Consider the following 18,585-nt stretch of genomic DNA (forward strand, 5'->3'; position numbering starts at 1 on the left):
GCCGAATGCAGATCGCGGCACTCAACCGGCGGGCGCAGCAGCGTTACGCCACGTTCGTGTCCAACATGGACATGGTCGCCGAAGTCCTCGGCGAGGTCGACAAGCTCATCGACCGCTACGACGACGGCGCGATGACCGAATCCTGGACCATCGCCACGAAGGACGAACTCAAGGCACTGCGCACCAAGGCGTTCGACGAACTGGACCGGATGCGCGTGCTCGGCAAGAAGCACGAGGCCGAGCTGGTCTCGCGGGACTGGAGGTTCTGACATGGCACACCAGGTCGACCGGGTCGTCGATGACCTCGGTTCCACGCTCACCCAGCTCAAGGAGTCGATGCGCGGGATGCCGCTGCACAAGAACGGCTTCAAGGCCGCGCACGACCGCATGGCCCGCGCGATGGGCACGCTCACCACCGAGCTGATCGACGCTCGGACCGCCATCCAGTCCTGATCAACCGCACATGATCCGTTTCGCACGAGACCGGCCCCGCCACCTCCCATCACGGGACGCGGGGCCGGTCTCGTGCTGCACGAGAGGACCACCAACCCATGAACACCCCCAAGTCGTCCCGCAAGATCGGGACCGAAATCAAGGCGCTCAAGTGGCTGCTGCGCCACCCCGGCGCCACCGTAGGACCGGGCGCCATCGTCGGGACCGGGCTCGAGCTCGGCTGGAGCGCCACCGGCGGGATCACGGGTGGAACGGCCGGCGCCCTGCTCTGCTGGTACCGCGCGCACCCGGACACCTTCGACCACTACGCGGCCCCGCGGCTTCGGGCCTGGCGCCGCCGCTGGTCGGCCTACCTCGGGCCGCGCTTCACCCGGGCACTGCGGGCCTGCGACATGTACGTCACCGACCGCAAGACCGGCGAGGACCTGTTCCCGCGCATCACTCGGCTGCGGTCGTTCTCCCCGTCGGTGGACGTCGTCACGCTGGCCCTGGCGCGCGGGCAGGCTCGCCGCTCGATCGAGGAGAACCTCGAACGGCTCGCCGACACGCTGAAGGTGCAGCGGATCGCGTTCGAGCACCCGAAGCCCGGCTACGTCGCGCTGATCATCGAACGGTCCGAGCCGTTCACCGAGACCATCCCGGCCCCGGAGATGCCCGACACGGTGGACGCGGTCGACGTGAACGACATCTACGTCGGCGACACCGAGTACGGCACCGACTGGCGCCTCAAGGTCGCCGGAACGCACGTGTTCGTGGCCGGCGCGACCGGGGCGGGCAAGAACTCGATCGTGATGTCGATGCTGCGAGGCTTGGCGCCGCTGATCCGCGACGGGCTGGTCCGGTTGTGGGTCTGCGACCCGAAGCAACTGGAGTTCCGCAAGTTCGCCGATGGCGGTGTCGCCCACCGCTACGCCGACAACGAGCAGGACTGCGCCGAGCTGGTCGACGACTACGTCAACGATCTCCGCTCCGTGCAGCAGCAGTTCGCCGCGACCGGCACCCGCAAGATCACGATCTCGCGGGAGACGCCGCTCAACCTGCTGATCATCGACGAGATCGGCGCGTTGCTGGCCTACGGCGACGGCTCGATCGCCCGGAACCTGCGCAAGCAGCTCGCCATCGTCGGCTCCCAAGGCCGCGCGACCGGGCACGGGATGACCGCGCTCGTGCAGGAACCGACCAAGGACACGGTCCCGGTCCGGGAGCTGTTTCCCACCCGGATCTGCCTGCGGGTCACCGCACAGTCGCACGTGGACATGGTCCTCGGGGACGGGGCTCGACTGCGGGGCGCGCTGGCGGATGAGATCCCGAACGTCCCGGACACCGCCGGCATCGGCTACGTCGTGCGGCAGCGCACCCGCGTCCCGCAGCGCGTCCGCGCCGCCTACGTCGACGACCGCGAGATCGACGAACTGATCACCTTCATCCGCTCCGGCCGGCCGGTCACCGGACTCTCGGTGGTGGCGTGATGACCGCGATCAACTACCCGGCCGTCGTGCACGCCCCGCACTTCAAGATCCAGAAGTCGACCAACAAAGGCTTGGAGCCGCTGAGCGACCGCCTGTACTCCTCTCGCGAGGATGCCGAGACCTGGGCGTCCGTCCTGCGGGAGCCAGGGGATCTGGTGCTCATCGGTGAGTACAGCGTCGCCTACTACGCCCGCTGCGTCGTGTGCGGCGAGTTCTCCGACCACCAGCGGATGCGCTTCACCGACTGGTCCGACCTCGGGCAGTACCTCACGCAGGAGCCCGGGTGGCGCTGGACCTGCGAACAGCTCGTGTTCTGCCCGAACCACCGACCCGACAAGGAGGAATGACCATGTGGCGTCTCGGATTCTTCGTGTGGCGAGCCTGGATCTACGCCAAGTACGGCGTCCCGGCTGCGCTCACGCTCTGGCTGATCTACCTCGCGCAGGGCTGGTCCCCGCTGTTCTGGATCGTGGCCGTGGTGCTCGGCTGCGTCGGGCTCGGCCTGGTGCTGGGGATCACCGAGTTCCGCAACCGCGAGTTCGGCGACATCGGACGGGAGCGCATCCGATGACGCGGCGCGCCGACCCCGGACAGCTTGGCCTGTTCGGCACCCCCGGCCCCGCGCCGGCACCGACCCCCGGCCGCGCGTGCCCTCCGGCCCGAGGCCGCCGCAAGCCGCTGGGCTCGCCCGGCAACCCGCTGGTCGCCAAGGACGTGCTCGCCGAAGTCCGCGACGGTCGATACGGGCTGCTGGATGACACCGACCGCGTGATGGTCCTCGACGGTGAGGGCCACTGCCGGGCCGCCCAGGACGACGACGTGGTGATGCACCTGGTGTCCATCGGCTACATCGAACGCAGCCCGGCCCGCGAAACGATCTCGTGCCTGCACGGCGTCGTCCGCAAACCCGTCCTGCCGCTGCGGCTCACCCGACGCGGCCGGGACATGCTCCAGCGCTGGTCCAACCTCGCACCCTTCGGAGGCACGCCGTGACCGACACCCACGCGAACATGCGCAAGCTGCACGAGCTGCAGGAGGAGTTCCTCGACACCTGCCGCAAGGGCGAGAACGCCGACGACCACGGCCACACCGCGTTCATGCGGCTGTCCGAACTGGCCGACGAGATCGCCGGCATCCACGAAGAAGAGGCCGCCGAGTTCCGGCGCCTCGCCGGCATCGCGCTCGACTGCGGGATGTTCCCGAAGTCCTAACCGTCCTGAAAGGAGACTCGTCATGTCCACTGCGGACAGTTCGAACAAGACTCGTCGGCTGGTGGACGTCGTCCGGGTCCTGGTCGCCGTGGTCCTCGGGAGCATCGGCGCGGCGGCCGGATTCACCCACACTCACGACTGGGCCGTCCACCACGGACAGGTCGGCTGGATCGCCTGGGCCGACGCCGTGGTGATCGAGGGCATCGTCATCGTGGCCGGGTTCGAGATCCAGCGTGACCACCGTGCCGGCGCAAGCTCCCGCAAGCTCACGTTCCCGCTGGCCGTGTTGGTGGCCGGGTTCGGCGTGCAGATGGCCGCACAGGTCGCGCTCGCCGAACCCACCCCGGCTGGCTGGCTGGTGGCCGCGATGCCGGCACTCGGGTTCCTCGTGGTCGTCAAGCTCCTCATGCGCCGCACCCCAGCCTCCGAGACCCCGGTCACCCCGGAGTCCATTCCGGAACCTGAGCCGGTCACCGTGACCGCTTCACGGACCGACGTTGTCGCGCACCCGGCACCACCCGCCGTGGTCGTTCCGGCCCGGCCTCGGCTCAAGCTCCCGGCCGAGCTGACCAGCCGGATCAACACCGTGGCCGAGACCGCCCGCAGCGAAGGGCGCGAGCTGACCATCGAGGAGATCCGCCGAGTCGTGCGCGTCCCGGAACCGATGGCAGCGCAGATCCTGCACGACCTCACCGCCTGACCCCACCGGAAGGACACACCCGTGACGAAAGCGACGTCCAATCTGGACAGACTCGTCCGCCTGCAGGAGGACTTCGACACCGCGAACAAGTCGGTCATCAACGAGACCGGCGGCCGCAACCGCGAGGCCCTGCTCCGGCTGTCCGAAGTGGCCGGCGAGATGGCCCGCATCCACGAGGAGGAAGCGGCGGAAATGCGGCGCGTGGCCGACGCCGCGTACGACCTGCACATCACCAAGTAGCCCCCTCCGTACACGGCACGCCCGCCCTCGGCGCGGGAGCCCGGCCACCCACCCGGCCCGGCTCTCGCGCCGTTTCTCATGCCCGCCAACCGAAAGGCTCCGACATGCTGACGTTGGAAGACCGCCTCGCCGCCCGCGTGAAGGCCCTGGACTATCACGACTGGCGAGCCAAGGTCCGCGCCGTCAACGGCTGCGCCCGCCCCATCCGCTTGTCCGGGGCGCACCAGCTCCAGGACGCCACCACCGGTGCTGTCCTGCACCACCACGGCGGGGACATCTTCGCGCCGTGCGGCAACCGCCGGTCCGGGGTCTGCCCGGCCTGCTCCGACCGCTACGCTGCCGACGCCTTCCACCTCATCCGGGCCGGGCTTATCGGCGGCGACAAGGGCATCCCCGCCACGGTCGGGGACCGGCCGCGCGCGTTCGTCACCCTCACCGCCCCGTCCTTCGGCCCCGTCCACACCGCCCGCATCACGCGGAATGGGAAGCGTCGGCCGTGCGGGTGCGGGGAGTACCACCACGATGACGACACCCGCATCGGCGCTCCGCTGGACCCGGAGACCTACGACTACGTCGGGTCGGTGATCTGGCAGGCCCACGCCGGCGTGCTGTGGCAGCGCTTCACCACGCGGCTGCGCCGGGAGATCGCCAAACGCGCCGGCCTCAAGGCCCGCGAGTTCACCGAACAGGCCCGGCTCTCCTACGGCAAGGTCGCCGAATACCAGCGGCGCGGGCTCGTGCACTTCCACGCCGTCGTCCGCCTCGACGGCCCCGAGGGCGCGGTGTCACCGGCTCCCCGGTGGGCGCACCCGGATCTGCTGGAAGACGCCGTGTACGCGGCCGCTGGGGCCGTGCTCGTGCCCGCGGCTTACCCGGACGGGACCGAGCTGCCGCTCACCTGGGGCACACAGGTCGACGTCCGTCGCATCGAACCTGCCGCCTCGGCTGAGCTGGAAGACGACAACGGGCAGATCTCCGAAGCCCGGCTCGCCGCCTACATCGCGAAGTACGCCACCAAGGGCACGGGTAAGAGCGAAGCCGCCGACCGGCCGATCCGCTCGCAGCTCGACATCGACCACCTGAAGGTGACCGCGCACCACCGCCGCATCATCCAAACCGCCTGGGACCTCGGGGACCTGCCGGCGTTCGAGGACCTGAAGCTCCGCCGGTGGGCGCACATGCTCGCCTTCCGGGGCCACTTCCTCACCAAGTCGCTGGCGTACTCCACCACGTTCAAGGCCATCCGAGGTGACCGCCGGGCCTTCCGGCTCGCCGAAACCCTCGAACGGCTGGGGCTCGACGACCGCGTCGACTCGATCGCCGTGGTCAACGACTGGGCCTTCGACGGCTCCGGCTACCACGACGACGCGGAACGCGAACTCGCCGCCGGCATCGCCGAACGCATCCGATACGACCGTAAACTCAAGTACAGCAAGGAAAACGACCATGAATGACCGGCTGCTCAGTATTGAAGATCTGTCCTCTTACCTCCAGGTCCCGGTGAACACGCTCTACCAGTGGCGCAAGACCGGCAAAGGCCCGGCAGGTTTCCGCGTCGGCAAGTACGTCCGCTACCGGCCGTCCGACGTCGACACCTGGATCGACGGACAGGCGGCCTGCTGATGGCTCGTGCGTGGGTGTACGACCGACTGAAGAAGGCGGCGCATCGCGAGGCCGTGACGAAAGCGAAGGCGGCTGGGCGACGACCACCGGCCCGCTGGGAGGTCCGCTACTACGACGTGACCGGCAAGCTCCGGTCCGAGACGGCGCCGAACAAGGACAAGGCAGAGGCGCGCCGGACGGAGCTCGAAGACAGCCTTCGTGGTGGGTCCTATGTGGATCCGAAGTCGTCGAAGGTGACCTTTGCCGAGATGGGGGAGAAGTGGCTCGAAAGCCGCCACGACCTGCGCCAGTCGACGTGGTGGAAGTACCGAGGTCTCCTCGACAACCACGTCAACGTCAAATGGGGCGGCCGGCCGCTCAATGCGATCCACCGCGAAGACGTGGCGCTGTGGGTGGCCGACCTGCTGAAGTCGAAGGACAAGGGCGGGAGTGGTCTCGGGCCCTCGCAGGCTCGGCATGCGTACCGCGTGTTTTCGATGGTGCTCGACTGGTGCGTGCCGCGTCGCATCCTGGTCAACCCGGCGCGCGGGGTCAAGCTGCCGGTGCGTCCGGACGCGGAACACGTCTACCTCACTTACGAACAGGTGGAGACGCTCGCTGACTCTGCTGCCGTCCTCCGCACGAAGTATGACCGACCAACGGCGGGCTCCGAGATCAACCGCGCACTCATCTTGCTGCTGGCCTACACCGGCCTTCGGTGGGGTGAGGCGGCATCGCTGCGGGTCGGGCGCTTGGACCTCGCCAAGCGGCGCATCCGGGTCGCCGTGACGTTCTTCGAGGTCGGTGGGGTGCAGCACGAGGGGCCACCGAAGACCGGGAAGAAGAGAACCGTCTCTTTTCCGGCGTCGCTTGTGCCGGTGCTGCGTCCGCTGGTGACCGGCCGGCAGTCCGACGACCTGCTGTTCACGACAGGGCGGGGTCAGTCGCTGCGGGCGAACAACTGGCGCGTCCGGGAGTTCAACGCGGCACTCAAGGCCGCTGACCTCGGTGTCGCCGGGCTCACCCCGCACAAGCTGCGGCACACTGCGGCCTCCCTCGCCATCGCGGCTGGCGCGGACGTGAAGGTCGTTCAGCAGATGCTCGGGCACGCTGACGCGGCCATGACCCTCAACGTGTACGGGCACCTCTTCCCGGACCGCCTCGATGAGGTAGCGGACGTGCTCGACGCTCGACGTACTCAGGCGCTGGCGAGCATGGCGGCGTGATGATCAGCCCCGGGGCATGTGGGCAGAATGTGGGCAGCCCCGGGGCTGAGTCGCGTCCGGAGCTACCTCGGGAATGAAAAAAGCCACGTCCACCTGCGTGAACGTGGCTGATCCGGTCGGGCTGACAGGATTCGAACCTGCGACCCCTTGACCCCCAGTCAAGTGCGCTACCAAACTGCGCCACAGCCCGGACCCGCACTTCTCAGTGCGTGTGAGTACTCTAGCGCGCCCTCGAAACGGCTCTGTAACCAGGGTGCCTTGCCCGCCTGACCTGCGGAAACCCGGGGAAACCCAGCGCGACGGGCCGGGCGGGCAAGGCGCGCGCTCACGCTGGGTTGTTCGCGTGGGTCAGCGTCTGCCACGCCACGAACAACGCGTTCGTGCCCGCCGGGCGCTTGCTCTCCGTCAGGGACTGCGTGTTGGTCATCGCGATGCCCAGGCGGCCGTGGAGGGCGTTGAAGCCCACCTCTGTCACCGGGCCCAGGCCTCGGTTCACGCTTCCGCCGCAGAGCCACGACGGGACCGCTGTGCCCAGCTCGTACTTCGACTGGAAGCCCAGCGCCTGGCGCAGCCGCTCGCCGACGTCCGTTCCGTAGACGTCCTGGCCCTGGATGCGCAGGGTCTCCGCCACGTCCGCGATCGCCGCTATGCCGTAGCCCGTGTGGACGAAGTCGCGGCACGTCTCCTGTGTGAGGCCGTCGACGAAGGTGCTCTGGCCCTGCCAGTAGCCCACGATCTGGTCGCGTGTGGACAGGCCGCTGCCGGGGACCGTCTTCGGCAAGGAGCCGTCAGAAGTCAGGTAGACGTACGCCGCGACGCGGTTGCGGTAGCGGGTTACTGCCTTGTCGTAGTTCGTCTTGTCCTCCAGGAAGACCGAGATGCCTACCGCGGCCTCCATCATGGACAGTTCCCAGTTGCCGTTGCTGTTGCTGCCGTTGATGATTTTGTTCAGGTAGACATTGCGCAGCATCGTGCCGAAACGACCCGAATTCGGCCAGCTCGTGTACGTGTACTTGATGATCTCCGCCGCGCGGGGCCAGGACGAGCCCGCCCAGCCCGTCTGCAGGGGTGCGTTGCTGTTGGTGTGGTTGGTGATCGTCGCCGACCACGCGTCCATCAGGGCTATCGACTTCTGCGCGTAGCGGGCGTCGCCCGAGATGTACCAGATCAGCGCGTCCGTGTACGCCGCGATCGCGTCTTCCCGCTCATCGGTGCAGCCGAGGTTCGGGTCCGAGTACGGGCCGCATTCGACGACCGAACGCGGTTTCGGCGTGCGCGAAAGCGATGCGTACGTACTCGCTTTGGCTTGGTCGTAAGCGGCTTTCCACGGCTGGGCGCCGGCGTTCACCTGCGCTTTCACGAAGTCCAGCTGCGGCCGGCTGACCAGTACGCCGGGGTGCGTGAACGTGGCCGGTGCCGCGGGCGCCGGGGTGGCGATCAGGCCCAGGGCGAGCGGGACGGCGGCAGCGAGCGTGACGGCTTTCCTCCAGCGGGATGCGGACATGGCTCTCCTCGGGACGACGATGTGAGGTGGATCACCAGCGCGCTGTCCCGACAGTTTTATGGTCCAGACCACCGTCAGTCAAGAGCGGGGAATGCCTTTCTTCGTGTCGTGAAGGAAAGAAGTGCCGAAATGTTCAGCCCGCTGAACGGAAGGTGATTTCCGTTCAGCGGGCTGAACAGCCGTTCCGTTAACCGAGACCCGCGCTGACCGCGTTCATCAGCGCCCCGGAGTCACCCGACATCTCCCACGCCATCACGCCGAGCAGGCCGCGCGACTTGAGCCAGGTCGTCTTCGCCGCGATGGACCAGGCGTCGTCGAACGTCCACCACTGGCCGCCGTTGCCCGTGTAGCAGGACGTCGCGACGGCCGCGGTGTCGTGGTAGACGGTGCACCCGGGGACGCTCGCGAGGAGGTTCGAATACCCGCGCGTGCCGGCCTCCTCGGGGAACTGGCCCGGCGCCGCGCCGGTCGCCGACTGCCACTCGCCGTTCTTGCCGCCCGCCGCGACGCCCTGCCAGCCGCGGCCGTAGAACGCCAGGCCGAGCGTCAGCCGCCGTGGATCGACGCCCGCGTTCGTGTACGCGTTGATCGCCGCTTCGGCGCTGAAGTGGAAGTTGTACGGGTCGTCCGCGTCGGCGTACAGGTTGCCCTGGTGGCCGGTGCGGTTCGGCTCCCACGAGTTGTCGCTGCCCGACCCGTGGAAGTCGTACCCCTGCACGTTCGCGACGTCGAGGTAGTCGAACACCTTCGGCAGGTCCCAGCCCGCCGCGACCTTGCCCGGGTCGGCCGGGGTGAACGCGTGCAGCTGGTAGCGCTTGCCGGTGGTCGCGCCGTACGCGTCGAGCTGCGTGCGGAACTCGGCCAGCAGCGCCGTCAGGTTGTTCTTGTCGTTCGGGCTCCAGTGGTTGCCCGGGTGGCCGTCGGCGCTGCCGGGCCACTCCCAGTCGAGGTCGATGCCGTCGAAGATCCCGGCCGCGGTGCCCGGGCCGCCGGCGCCGCCGTAGGTCGCCAGATTGCCCTTGATCCACGTGTCGAGGCACGACGAGACGAACTTCTTGCGCGACGCGTCGGTGGCCGCGACGTCGGAGAAGTACTTCGAGTACGTCCAGCCGCCCAGGGAGACCAGCACCTTCAGGTTCGGGTGCTTCGCCTTGAGCTTCTTGACCTGGTTGAGGTTGCCGCGCAACGCCTCCCAGCCCGTGTCGGCCACGCCGTCGACCGACTGGGCCGCCGCGAACGGACGTGAGTAGTCGGCCTCGGCGTCACCCGCGCCGTCACCCTGGTTCGGGTCCTGCGGGTTCGCCGTGGTGCCCTTCGTGACGCCGGAGAGGCAGGTCAGGTTCACCGGGTCGATGTTCTCGAACGCGTACAGCAGGTGCGTCAGCTTCGCCGCCGCGCCGGTCGTCTCGAGGTTCTTCACGAAGTACTGGCGGCCGTAGATGCCCCACTGCACGAAGTAGCCGACCTTCGCGTAGCCCGAGACGATGTCGCCGGTCTTGGCGGTGACGGCGGCACTCGGCGCCGACACGTTGTCGTAGCCGTCGCGAGCGCGCACGGTGAACGTGTACGAAGTGGACGGTGCCAGGCCGGTCACGACGGCGGCGGTCGTGGTGACCGTCGTCGCCAGGGTCGACCCGCGGTAGACGTCGTAGCTGACGACGCCGGTGTTGTCGGTGGACGCGGTCCACGTGAGCGACACCGAAGTCGCATCCGCCGACGTCGAGCGCGGTCCGCCGGGCGCGGTGGGCGCCTGCGTGTCGTTCGCCGGGTTGTTGGTGGTCACCGGAAGCGCCGCACTGGCCGGTGACGCGGTGCCCTTCGAGTCCTTGGCCTTCACGGTGAACGAGTACGCCGTGTTCGGCGTCAGCCCGCTGATCGTGGCGCTGGTCCCGGTCACCGAGGCGGCCAGGGCCGTGCCCCGGTAGACGTCGTAGCCCGTGACCGGCAGCGAGCCGGCCGTCGACGCGTTCCAGGCCAGGGCGGCCGTGGTCGTCGTCTTCGCGACCAGCCGCAGGTTCGCGGGTGCGGACGGTGGTGTGTCCGGCGACCCGTCGCAGTTGGCGTTGTCGACGCGGCACTGCGTCGGCGTCGCGGCCGCGCTGAGCCGGAACGTCGGGCTGTACGGGTAGGTGGTGCGGCCCGGCGCCAGCGTCGCGATGTAGTAGGCCGGGGTCAGCGTGACCTGGGTGCCGTTCTGCGTCACCGTGGCGTTGTCGCCCGTGCTGGCGGTGACCCCGGCGGGCAGTGTGAAGGTGATCGCCCAGTTGCTCACCGACGCGGTGCCGGAGTTGGTGACGGTGTAGGTGCCGGTCGTGCCGCTCAGGGCGAGCGAGGCGGTCAGTGACCCGGCCGCGGCGGCGGGCGGGGCCAGCGCCGCGACGCCGCCCCCGGCGATCAGGAGGGCGGCGAGCGCGGAGCGTAGTCGTGCGGGAGTGCGTCTCATGGCGGTTCTCCAAGCGACACGGAACAGACGAATGTGGTGGTCTAGACCAAAATCGAATGTAACCCGGTGCTGGGAGATCCGCGCACGCCCGAACGGCGGCAACCGTTGTCCGAACGGACTGTTAACGTCCCGAGAACGTCGCCTTGCCCGGCCCGTCCGCGAGGAACGACTTCACGGCGCCCCGCAGGTCCTCGGTCTCGAACAGCTCGGCCGCGATCGTCGTGATGTGCGCGTTGGCCTCCGGGACGCCGCCCGCGGAGAAGTGGTCCAGGACGCGCTTGGTCGCCGCGTGGGCGCGGGTCGGACCCTCGGCCAGCCGAGCCGTGAACGCCCGGGCCGCGGCGTCGAAACCCTCGTCCGGCAGGACGCGGTTGACGACGTTCCAGCGCTCCATCGTTGCCGCGTCATAGGTGTCGCCGGTCATCACGAACTCCTTGGCGCGCCCCACGCCCGCCCGCGACGCGAGCCGCTGGGTGCCGCCCATGGTCGGCGTCAGGCCGACCACCTTCTCGACCAGCCCGAACTTCGCCCGGGTCGCGGCCAGGATGAGGTCGCAGGCCACCGCGACCTCGAACGCCCAGGTCAGGCACAGGCCGTGCGCGGCGAACACGGTGGGGAAGGGCAGCGCGGCGATCCGGTCCGGCACCGCGAGCATCTCGTCGAACAGCACCTTCGCCTCGGCGGGCGAGCCCTGGGCGTCGAACAGTGAGACGTCCACGCCGCCGCTGACGATCTTGCCCTCGGCGCGGATCAGCAGCGCCCGCGCGGGTGCGTCTTCCAGCGAACTGATGGCCGCGGCGAGATCCGACTGCAGGGACGCCGTGTACAGGTTCAACGGCGGCGCGTCGATGGTCAGGACGGCGAGCCCGCCGTCACGGTCGAGGCGGACCTGCTCAGTCATGCTCACCCTGCTTCTTCGGCTTCTACGATGTCGTCCCAATACTGCTGGGCGTCGGGGCGCCAGTCGACGTGTTTGTGATGGAACAGTTCCCCGGCTTTCGTCCCGCTCCACTTCGCCGGCAGGAGCTCGGCGGGCAGCTGCGGGTCGAGGAACGGGAACCGCCGCCACTCGTGGACGAGCTCGGTCTGCGCCCGCAGCACCGCCCGGCCGCCGGTCGGGTTCAGGCCGGTGAAGCGGTCGATGAAGTCCTCGTAGCGGTCCTTCAGCTCGGTGAGGTCCCAGGAGCGGGCGACCATCGTCTCCTGCTCGCCGACCTCGCCGTAGGTCGAGGTGAACGACATCGCCTGCGCCTCGAGGCCCAGCTCGGTGACGATCTGCTGGGCCTCCCGCTGACGGCTCAGGTCCGGGCTGACCCAGACGCCGGCCACCGGCGAGCCGAAACCCGCCCAGGTCAGCCGGGTGCGCAGCCGGTGGCGCAGGTCGCGCTTGGCCTCGGGCACGGACACGATCAGCATCAGCCACTGCCCGTTCCACGGAGGGGCCTCGAGGCCGAACGCGTAGATCCGGTCGGCGCCCTCGGTCAGCAGGCGGCGGCCCGGTGGCGTCAGCGACCAGCGCACCCGGCGGCCGACGCGCTCGGAGACCACCCAGCCCTCGGCGGCGGAGCGGGCCAGCGCCTGGCGCGCCGACTTCTCCTCGATGTCGAGGATGCCCAGCACCTCGACCAGCATCGACGTCCAGACCGGCTTGTCGCGGGGCAGCGCGTACTCCCCGAGCACGGTCATCAGGAGCGAACGCGCGCTCGCGTGGCTCACCTCGCGACGGCGGCTGACCGTCGGCCGTGGCGCCGACACGCGGCCTTCCCTCGCCTTCGGCCTCCGGCCGAGGGTGACCGGGGAAGCGGGCTCGCCCATTCTGTGTTCACCGACCTCACTGCTGCGGGGTATCGACAACCGAACAGGCTACCCACACTGAGTGATCAAAGCGCCACCGGACACACAGGCGGTCCCATTGACCTTGATCTGACAGTTCACCACGGCCCCGTAGACTCGGCTACCTCATGAGCGCAACTCTCGTCGCGAAGGACCTGGCCGCGGGCCACGGCGATCGCCTCCTCTTCTCCGGTCTGGACCTGGTCGTCGCGCCCGGCGACGTCGTCGGCCTGGTCGGCGTCAACGGCGCCGGCAAGTCGACGCTGCTGCGGACCCTGGCCGGCCTGGCCACCCCGGACGACGGCGAGGTGCGGCTGAACCCGCCGACCGCCACCGTCGGGCACCTGCCGCAGGAACCGGAACGCCGGGAAGGCGAGTCGGTGCGGGCGTTCCTGGCGCGCCGCACCGGCGTCTCCGCGGCGCAGGCGGACCTCGACCGGGCCACCGATGCCCTCACCGCGGGCGAAGACGGCTCGGACGACCAGTACGCGACCGCGCTCGACCGGTGGCTCGCGCTCGGTGGCGCCGACCTCGACGACCGCGCCGGTGAGGTGGCCGCCGACCTCGGCCTGGCCGTCGACCTGGACCAGCTGATGACGTCGCTCTCGGGTGGCCAGGCCGCGCGCGCCGGGCTGGCGTCGCTGCTGCTGAGCCGCTACGACGTCTTCCTGCTCGACGAGCCGACCAACGACCTCGACCTGGACGGCCTCGCCCGGCTGGAGCGGTTCGTCACCGGCCTGCGCTCGGCGACGGTGCTGGTCAGCCACGACCGCGAGTTCCTGGCCCGCACGGTCGACCGCGTCGTCGAGCTGGACCTGGCACAGCAGCAGGTCAACACCTACGGCGGCGGGTACGAGGCGTACCTGGAGGAGCGCGAGGTCGCGCGGCGGCACGCCCGGGAGGACTACGACGAGTTCGCCGGGACGAAGTCCGCGCTCGAGGCCCGCGGCCGGATGCAGCGCGGCTGGATGGAGAAGGGCGTCAAGAACGCCCGCCGCAAGGCACCCGACAACGACAAGATCGGCCGCAAGTTCCGCAGCGAAGCCACCGAGAAGCAGGCGTCGAAGGCGCGCCAGACCGAGCGGATGATCGAGCGCCTCGACGTCGTCGAGGAGCCGCGCAAGGAGTGGGAGCTGCGGATGGAGATCGCCGCGGCCCCGCGGGCGGGCGCCGTGGTCGCGACCCTGCGCGGCGCGGTCGTCCGCCGGGGCGGGTTCACGCTCGGGCCGGTCGACCTGCAGGTGGACTGGGCGGACAAGGTCGCCATCACGGGCGCGAACGGCGCCGGGAAGTCGACGCTGCTGGCGCTGATGCTCGGTCGGCTGTCCCCGGACGACGGCAACGCGGCGCTCGGCTCGGGCGTCGTGGTCGGCGAGGTCGACCAGGCGCGCAAGCTGTTCCTCGACGACGTCCCGCTCGCGGACGCCTTCGCGCGTGAAGTGCCGGAACTGCCCGACGCCGACGTCCGGACGCTGCTGGCGAAGTTCGGACTGAAGGCCGCGCACGTGCTGCGGTCGGCCGCGACGCTGTCGCCGGGGGAGCGCACCCGCGCGGCGCTGGCGCTGCTGCAGGCCCGCGGCGTCAACCTGCTGGTCCTCGACGAGCCGACCAACCACCTGGACCTGCCCGCCATCGAACAGCTCGAGGCGGCACTGGGCCGCTACCCGGGCACGCTGCTGCTGGTGACGCACGACCGCCGGATGCTCGACGCCGTGCACGTCACCCGCCGCTTCGAAGTCGCCGACGGCAAGGTCCGCGAGTTGTGAACCTGCGCGAGGCGACTCGCGACGACGCCGGCTTCCTGGCCGACATGCTCGTCGAGGCGGTGAACTGGTCGCCCGAGTGGAAGCGCAAGAGCCGGCGGCGGGTGCTGCGGGCGCCGAACACCGCGCACTACATCGCCGGGTGGCCGCGGGAAGGTGACCTCGGCGTGGTCGCCGAAGCAGCCGGTGAACCAATCGGCGCGGCTTGGCTGCGGTTCTTTTCGGCGGAGGATCCGGGGTACGGGTTCGTCGCGGCCGACGTCCCGGAGCTGACGATCGGCGTGGTGCCGGCGTGGCGTGGCCGGGGTGTCGGCCGGGCGCTGCTGAGGGGCGTCGAAAGCCGGGCCGCCGAGGCGGGGATCGGACGGATCGGGCTCAGCGTCGAACGGAAGAACTTCGCGCAGCGGCTGTACCTCGCGGAAGGGTACGAGATCGTGGGCGCGGGTTCCGCGGACGCCGACACCATGGTCAAGATCCTCACCTGATCCCGTACGGGCGGCCGATGTAACGGTGCCCAGTACGAAGCCGACCTACCACCCGTTCGGCGAGCGAGCGGATGGGCGGAGACATGGCGGTCGATCGGGGCGGCGTTTCGGACACCGAATCCCTGTGGCATATTTCGGGCAAGCTCGGCCCCCTTTCGATCGGCGTGGGGATCCCTTACCGGCCAGGGCTGATCGCCGACATCATCCGGGCCGAGATCGCGGACCCGCTGACCTTGCTGCTGCAGAAGGTGCTCCACACAACCGACTTCGTCGGCGGTACGCCGTCGTCGGTGCCCCGCCGGGACCGGATGCCCAAAGTGCTGGACGTCGACCAGCTCCGGGCCCGGCTCGGTCCGTCGTCCCGGCCGCCGCGGCACCCGGAACCGGTGCGCGTCACCGGCGTGTTCTCGCCTGCCGTGCTGCTCAACGCCGGCTGGTGGGAACGCGCCGGCGGCGGCTCGGACCCGGTGGGCCGAAACGGCATCCAGCAGTGGACCTACGCGGGGTTCGAGGAGTGGGCGCCGTCGTGGGACTTCACGAGCGAGGACGGGCCGGACCGGTCCCGGTTCTTCCTGGGCCAGCTCGGCCGGGGCGACGGGGCGAACTCGATCCTCGTGGTCGCGGTCGGTGAGAAGGGCCGGGCCATCCGCAGCGGGATCATGCCGATGTTCCGGGAACGCGGGGTCGGCGCGCTCAAGGCCGAGGTCACCGCGCTGCTGTGCCACCGGTCCCACCTGATGACGCGCAACCCGGCTCTGGGCGCCGCGGCCGAGCGGTGGCAGGGCGAGTTCGACTACTGCCTGCTGCTGGACTCCGAGCAGCACCGGCTCGACCCGCTGCGCGAGATCCCGGACTACTACTCCGCCTACGTCTGGCAATGCTGGTGGGCCACCGAGAACGCCCCGGAGGACCAGCCGCCGCGGCTGGGCGACTGCTACCTGCTGTGGGAGCACACGGACCTGACCAACGTAGACGCGATCGGGTACAACCTCGACAGCCTGGCGCACAAGGCCGCGTACGTCGGCGAGCGCCACGGCAAGCTCGAACTGCTGCAGAAGTCCGGTTTCCTCGTGCCCGGGGAACCGGCGCTCGGCTCGCGGGACTTTCAGCGGCTGCTCGGCGCGATCAGCGGAGACAGCCGAGAGTGATCACCTTCCGCGAGCTCACCGGTGCCCCGGACGACCTCTCCGTGCTGGCCGGGTTCCACGGGACTCTTTACGTCAGCCTGTTCCCCGATCCGGACGAACGCGAGTCGCTGGAGAACATGGCCGGTTACCTGCGGCTGAAGGGACACGGCTGGTACGGCGAGAACAACTACCACATCGTCCTCGCCTTCGACGGCGACCTGCTGGCCGGCGCCGTGATCGCCGACTACCTGGCCGAACCCGCCGCGGGGGTGATCGAGTACCTGCTCGTTTCGCCCGACGTGCGCGGCCGCGGCGTCGGCCGGGCCCTGATGGACCACATCGAAGCGGTGCTGGCCGCCGACGCCGCCCGCGGCGGGCGCGAACTCGCCGGCGTGGTGGCCGAAATGAACGATCCCCGGGCGGTGTCGGCACTCGCCGACAACCTCGACCCGGTCGCGCGGGCCCTGATCTGGCACCGGTACGGCTACGCCGGCCTCGACTTCCCCTACCGGCAGCCCGCGCTGTCGCCGGGGCAGGCTCCGGTGACCGGGCTGATCCTGATCGGCAAACCGCTGTCGGCGGCCTGGCGGGACCGCGTCCCGGCCGCCGCGATCACCCTCGTCGTCCGGGAATACCTGCGGCTGGCCATGCGGATCGACCGCCCCGAGGACTCGCCCGAGTACCGGCGCATGGCCGCGCACCTGAGCGCGCGGGACGACGTCGGCCGGCTGCCCCTGGACCGCTACACCGGTCGCGAGGCCGCCCGGCCGCTCGATGTCCACGCGGTGACCGGCCCGGACGACCCGGACTTCGCCCGCACCCTGGCCGCCTACCGGGACGCGTTCCCGCCCGGACCCACCGCCATCGGCGAGGACGGGTTCCGGCACGCGGTCACTGAGCCGGACTACCACCTGTGGGCGTTGCGCGCGGCCCCGACCGACCCGGAGCCGTCGGGGATGGCGTCGTTCCACACGCTGACCGCGGTCGCGCTGCTGGGCTACGTCGCGTTCGCGGCCCCCCTCCGCGGTTCGGGCCGGTTCCCGGCGCTCGTCGCCCGGCTCGAACAGCGGCTGCTCGCCGACCGGCCCGAGATCCGTGGCTGGTACGCCGAAATCGGCCCCGGCACCGACTGCGCCCCGTTCCGCCGCGTCGGCTGCCGCGAACTGGCCGTCGACTACCGGCAGCCCGCCCTCGGGCCGGGCGAGGACGTGCCGTGCCGCCTGTTCTTCAAGCCCCCCGGCCGGATCTACGGCCCGCCGGAGTTGTCCGGGCCGGACTTGCTGACCGACCTCGCCGAGGTGCTGTCGGCCGTGTACGGCGTGGCCGCGCCGCGGGAACACCCGAGCTACCGCCGGATCGCCGGGACGCTGACCGACGGCGTTGTGCCGCTGCGCTAGCCCGTTGTTGCGCCGCCGGTTCCTCGGTCTGCCGCGGCCCTCGTGAGTGTTTAGGGCGGTTAGAACCGCCCTAAACACTCACGACCAGCCGCGGCAGACCGCTCACCGGCGCCTCGCCACGAAGTCGCCGGCAGCGCCACTCGTCTCAGGGCCGGTCGGTGAGGTACCCGCCCATGGTCGTGAAGTAGTCGCCCGCCGCCAACTCGGTGCCGTCCGCGGTGCGGACTCGCTCCACCAGCAGACCGGGGGACCGGCCGCGGCGGGAGGCCGGCCCGGCGACGATCACCACGCCGTCGCCCTCCTTGATGAAGATGCGGCCCGGCGTTCCGCCGTAGTTCCCGCGCGACACCGACGCCTTCGTGATCCGCAGCTCTTCGCCGCGGTGGTAGGCGAACGCGTTCGGGTACGGGTCGGACTGGGCGCGCACCAGGCGCTCGATGTCCTCCACCGGCCACGTCCAGTCGATGAGACTGTCGCGCGCGGCGCGCTTGTGGAAGAAGCTCGCCTTCGAGCGGTCCTGCGGCACCGGCGTGTAGCCGGTCTCGATCAGCTGGATCGCCTCGGCGGTGATCGGCGCGATGAGGTCCACCGTGCGGTGGAACAGGTCCGTCGTCGTGTCGGCCGGGCCGACCGGGATCGCGCGCTGCAGGACGATGTCGCCCGCGTCCAGCTCGCCGTCCATCATGTGGGCGGTGACGCCGACCTCGGGCTCGCCGTTGACCAGTGCCCAGATCAGCGGGGAGAACCCGGCGTAGGACGGCAGCAGCGAGTCGTGGATGTTGAGGGTGCCGTGGCGGGGCAGGTCGAAGATCTCCGGCGGCAGCCACGTGCGCCAGTTGTTCGCCACGATCAGGTCGAGCTCAGCCGTCTTCAGCTCGGCCAGCAGCTCGTCGTCGTCCGGGCGGTTGCGCAGCAGGACGCGGATGCCGTTGGCCTCGGCGAGGTCGGCGACGGAGTCGGCCCAGATCCGCTCGTACGCGTGGTCGCTCTTCGGGTGGGTGACCACGAGCGCGACCTCGTGGCCCGCGTCGATGAGCGCTTGGAGGGTCCGGTGCCCCCAGGTCTGGTAGCCGAACATCGCCACGCGCATTCGAGAATGCCTTTCCGTAGTCGGGGGACGAACATCACCACG

General features: G+C 70.0%; 21 protein-coding genes and 1 tRNA gene. 16 read left to right on the plus strand and 6 right to left on the minus strand.

Annotated elements, in window-relative coordinates; all coding sequences use genetic code 11:
- Positions 1-5: 5 nt before the first annotated feature.
- From OG494_RS11425 to OG494_RS11480, 12 genes are all read left to right on the plus strand, one after another.
- On the plus strand, positions 6-269 hold the full coding sequence (locus OG494_RS11425; RefSeq protein ID WP_328454705.1) for a hypothetical protein: 264 nt from the start codon (positions 6-8) through the stop codon (positions 267-269).
- 1 nt (position 270) lies between these two features.
- The gene (locus OG494_RS11430) at positions 271-453 is read left to right on the plus strand and encodes a hypothetical protein (RefSeq protein ID WP_328454707.1); all 183 of its coding nucleotides are present in this window, start codon (positions 271-273) and stop codon (positions 451-453) included.
- A gap of 98 nt (positions 454-551) precedes the next feature.
- Entirely contained in the window at positions 552-1,922 is a 1,371-nt protein-coding gene (locus OG494_RS11435) for an FtsK/SpoIIIE domain-containing protein (protein WP_328454709.1), read from the plus strand.
- Positions 1,922-2,269, plus strand: coding sequence for a hypothetical protein (locus OG494_RS11440; RefSeq protein WP_328454711.1), 348 nt, complete (start codon positions 1,922-1,924; stop codon positions 2,267-2,269). Before OG494_RS11435 ends, OG494_RS11440 begins: the two co-directional genes overlap by 1 nt.
- Positions 2,270-2,271: 2 nt before the next feature.
- The gene (locus OG494_RS11445; RefSeq protein ID WP_328454713.1) at positions 2,272-2,493 is read left to right on the plus strand and encodes a hypothetical protein; all 222 of its coding nucleotides are present in this window, start codon (positions 2,272-2,274) and stop codon (positions 2,491-2,493) included.
- Positions 2,490-2,915, plus strand: a complete 426-nt coding sequence (locus OG494_RS11450; protein WP_328454715.1) for a hypothetical protein — start codon at positions 2,490-2,492, stop codon at positions 2,913-2,915. Before OG494_RS11445 ends, OG494_RS11450 begins: the two co-directional genes overlap by 4 nt.
- A complete protein-coding gene (locus OG494_RS11455; RefSeq protein ID WP_328454717.1) occupies positions 2,912-3,133 on the plus strand; it encodes a hypothetical protein in 222 nt (73 codons plus the stop codon). Before OG494_RS11450 ends, OG494_RS11455 begins: the two co-directional genes overlap by 4 nt.
- A gap of 22 nt (positions 3,134-3,155) precedes the next feature.
- Entirely contained in the window at positions 3,156-3,833 is a 678-nt protein-coding gene (locus OG494_RS11460) for a DUF2637 domain-containing protein (RefSeq protein ID WP_328454719.1), read from the plus strand.
- 21 nt (positions 3,834-3,854) lie between these two features.
- Complete coding sequence (locus OG494_RS11465) at positions 3,855-4,073, plus strand: hypothetical protein (protein WP_328454720.1); 219 nt, start codon at positions 3,855-3,857, stop codon at positions 4,071-4,073.
- A 104-nt stretch (positions 4,074-4,177) separates the two neighbouring features.
- Positions 4,178-5,527, plus strand: coding sequence for a replication initiator (locus tag OG494_RS11470; protein WP_328454722.1), 1,350 nt, complete (start codon positions 4,178-4,180; stop codon positions 5,525-5,527).
- Positions 5,520-5,696 (plus strand): helix-turn-helix transcriptional regulator, encoded by a 177-nt coding sequence (locus OG494_RS11475; RefSeq protein WP_247052035.1) that lies wholly within the window; start codon positions 5,520-5,522, stop codon positions 5,694-5,696. The genes OG494_RS11470 and OG494_RS11475 overlap by 8 nt, the downstream gene beginning before the upstream one ends.
- A gap of 14 nt (positions 5,697-5,710) precedes the next feature.
- Positions 5,711-6,901 carry a tyrosine-type recombinase/integrase gene (locus OG494_RS11480; protein WP_328454725.1) on the plus strand — a complete coding sequence of 397 codons (1,191 nt, stop codon included), beginning with the start codon at positions 5,711-5,713 and terminating at the stop codon, positions 6,899-6,901.
- A gap of 116 nt (positions 6,902-7,017) precedes the next feature.
- Here the strand turns inward: OG494_RS11480 and OG494_RS11485 are convergent.
- The 5 genes from OG494_RS11485 to OG494_RS11505 form a co-directional block, all read right to left on the minus strand.
- Positions 7,018-7,091, minus strand: a tRNA-Pro gene (locus OG494_RS11485).
- Positions 7,092-7,226: 135 nt separating this feature from the next.
- Positions 7,227-8,405, minus strand: a complete 1,179-nt coding sequence (locus OG494_RS11490) for an alginate lyase family protein (protein WP_328454727.1) — start codon at positions 8,403-8,405, stop codon at positions 7,227-7,229.
- Between the two features lie 187 nt (positions 8,406-8,592).
- Positions 8,593-10,848: a glycosyl hydrolase family 18 protein gene (locus OG494_RS11495; RefSeq protein WP_328454729.1), complete on the minus strand. Its 2,256-nt coding sequence runs from the start codon at positions 10,846-10,848 to the stop codon at positions 8,593-8,595.
- A gap of 121 nt (positions 10,849-10,969) precedes the next feature.
- On the minus strand, positions 10,970-11,749 hold the full coding sequence (locus OG494_RS11500) for an enoyl-CoA hydratase/isomerase family protein (RefSeq protein WP_328454730.1): 780 nt from the start codon (positions 11,747-11,749) through the stop codon (positions 10,970-10,972).
- A 2-nt stretch (positions 11,750-11,751) separates the two neighbouring features.
- On the minus strand, positions 11,752-12,663 hold the full coding sequence (locus OG494_RS11505) for a PaaX family transcriptional regulator (protein ID WP_328454732.1): 912 nt from the start codon (positions 12,661-12,663) through the stop codon (positions 11,752-11,754).
- 146 nt (positions 12,664-12,809) lie between these two features.
- Here OG494_RS11505 and OG494_RS11510 point away from each other — a divergent pair, with 146 nt between their 5' ends.
- The 4 genes from OG494_RS11510 to OG494_RS11525 all read left to right on the plus strand — a co-directional run bounded on the left by OG494_RS11510 (position 12,810) and on the right by OG494_RS11525 (position 17,453).
- On the plus strand, positions 12,810-14,447 hold the full coding sequence (locus tag OG494_RS11510) for an ABC-F family ATP-binding cassette domain-containing protein (RefSeq protein ID WP_328454734.1): 1,638 nt from the start codon (positions 12,810-12,812) through the stop codon (positions 14,445-14,447).
- Positions 14,444-14,929: a GNAT family N-acetyltransferase gene (locus OG494_RS11515; protein ID WP_328454736.1), complete on the plus strand. Its 486-nt coding sequence runs from the start codon at positions 14,444-14,446 to the stop codon at positions 14,927-14,929. Before OG494_RS11510 ends, OG494_RS11515 begins: the two co-directional genes overlap by 4 nt.
- 83 nt (positions 14,930-15,012) lie before the next feature.
- Complete coding sequence (locus OG494_RS11520) at positions 15,013-16,077, plus strand: hypothetical protein (RefSeq protein ID WP_328454738.1); 1,065 nt, start codon at positions 15,013-15,015, stop codon at positions 16,075-16,077.
- Entirely contained in the window at positions 16,074-17,453 is a 1,380-nt protein-coding gene (locus OG494_RS11525) for a GNAT family N-acetyltransferase (protein WP_328454740.1), read from the plus strand. The genes OG494_RS11520 and OG494_RS11525 overlap by 4 nt, the downstream gene beginning before the upstream one ends.
- 145 nt (positions 17,454-17,598) lie before the next feature.
- On the opposite strand, the gene OG494_RS11530 is transcribed toward OG494_RS11525, so the two are convergent.
- Positions 17,599-18,543 (minus strand): methionyl-tRNA formyltransferase, encoded by a 945-nt coding sequence (locus OG494_RS11530; RefSeq protein WP_328454741.1) that lies wholly within the window; start codon positions 18,541-18,543, stop codon positions 17,599-17,601.
- Positions 18,544-18,585: the final 42 nt, after the last annotated feature.

The sequence above is a fragment of the Amycolatopsis sp. NBC_00438 genome (assembly GCF_036026695.1).
Classification (GTDB): Bacteria; Actinomycetota; Actinomycetes; order Mycobacteriales; family Pseudonocardiaceae; genus Amycolatopsis.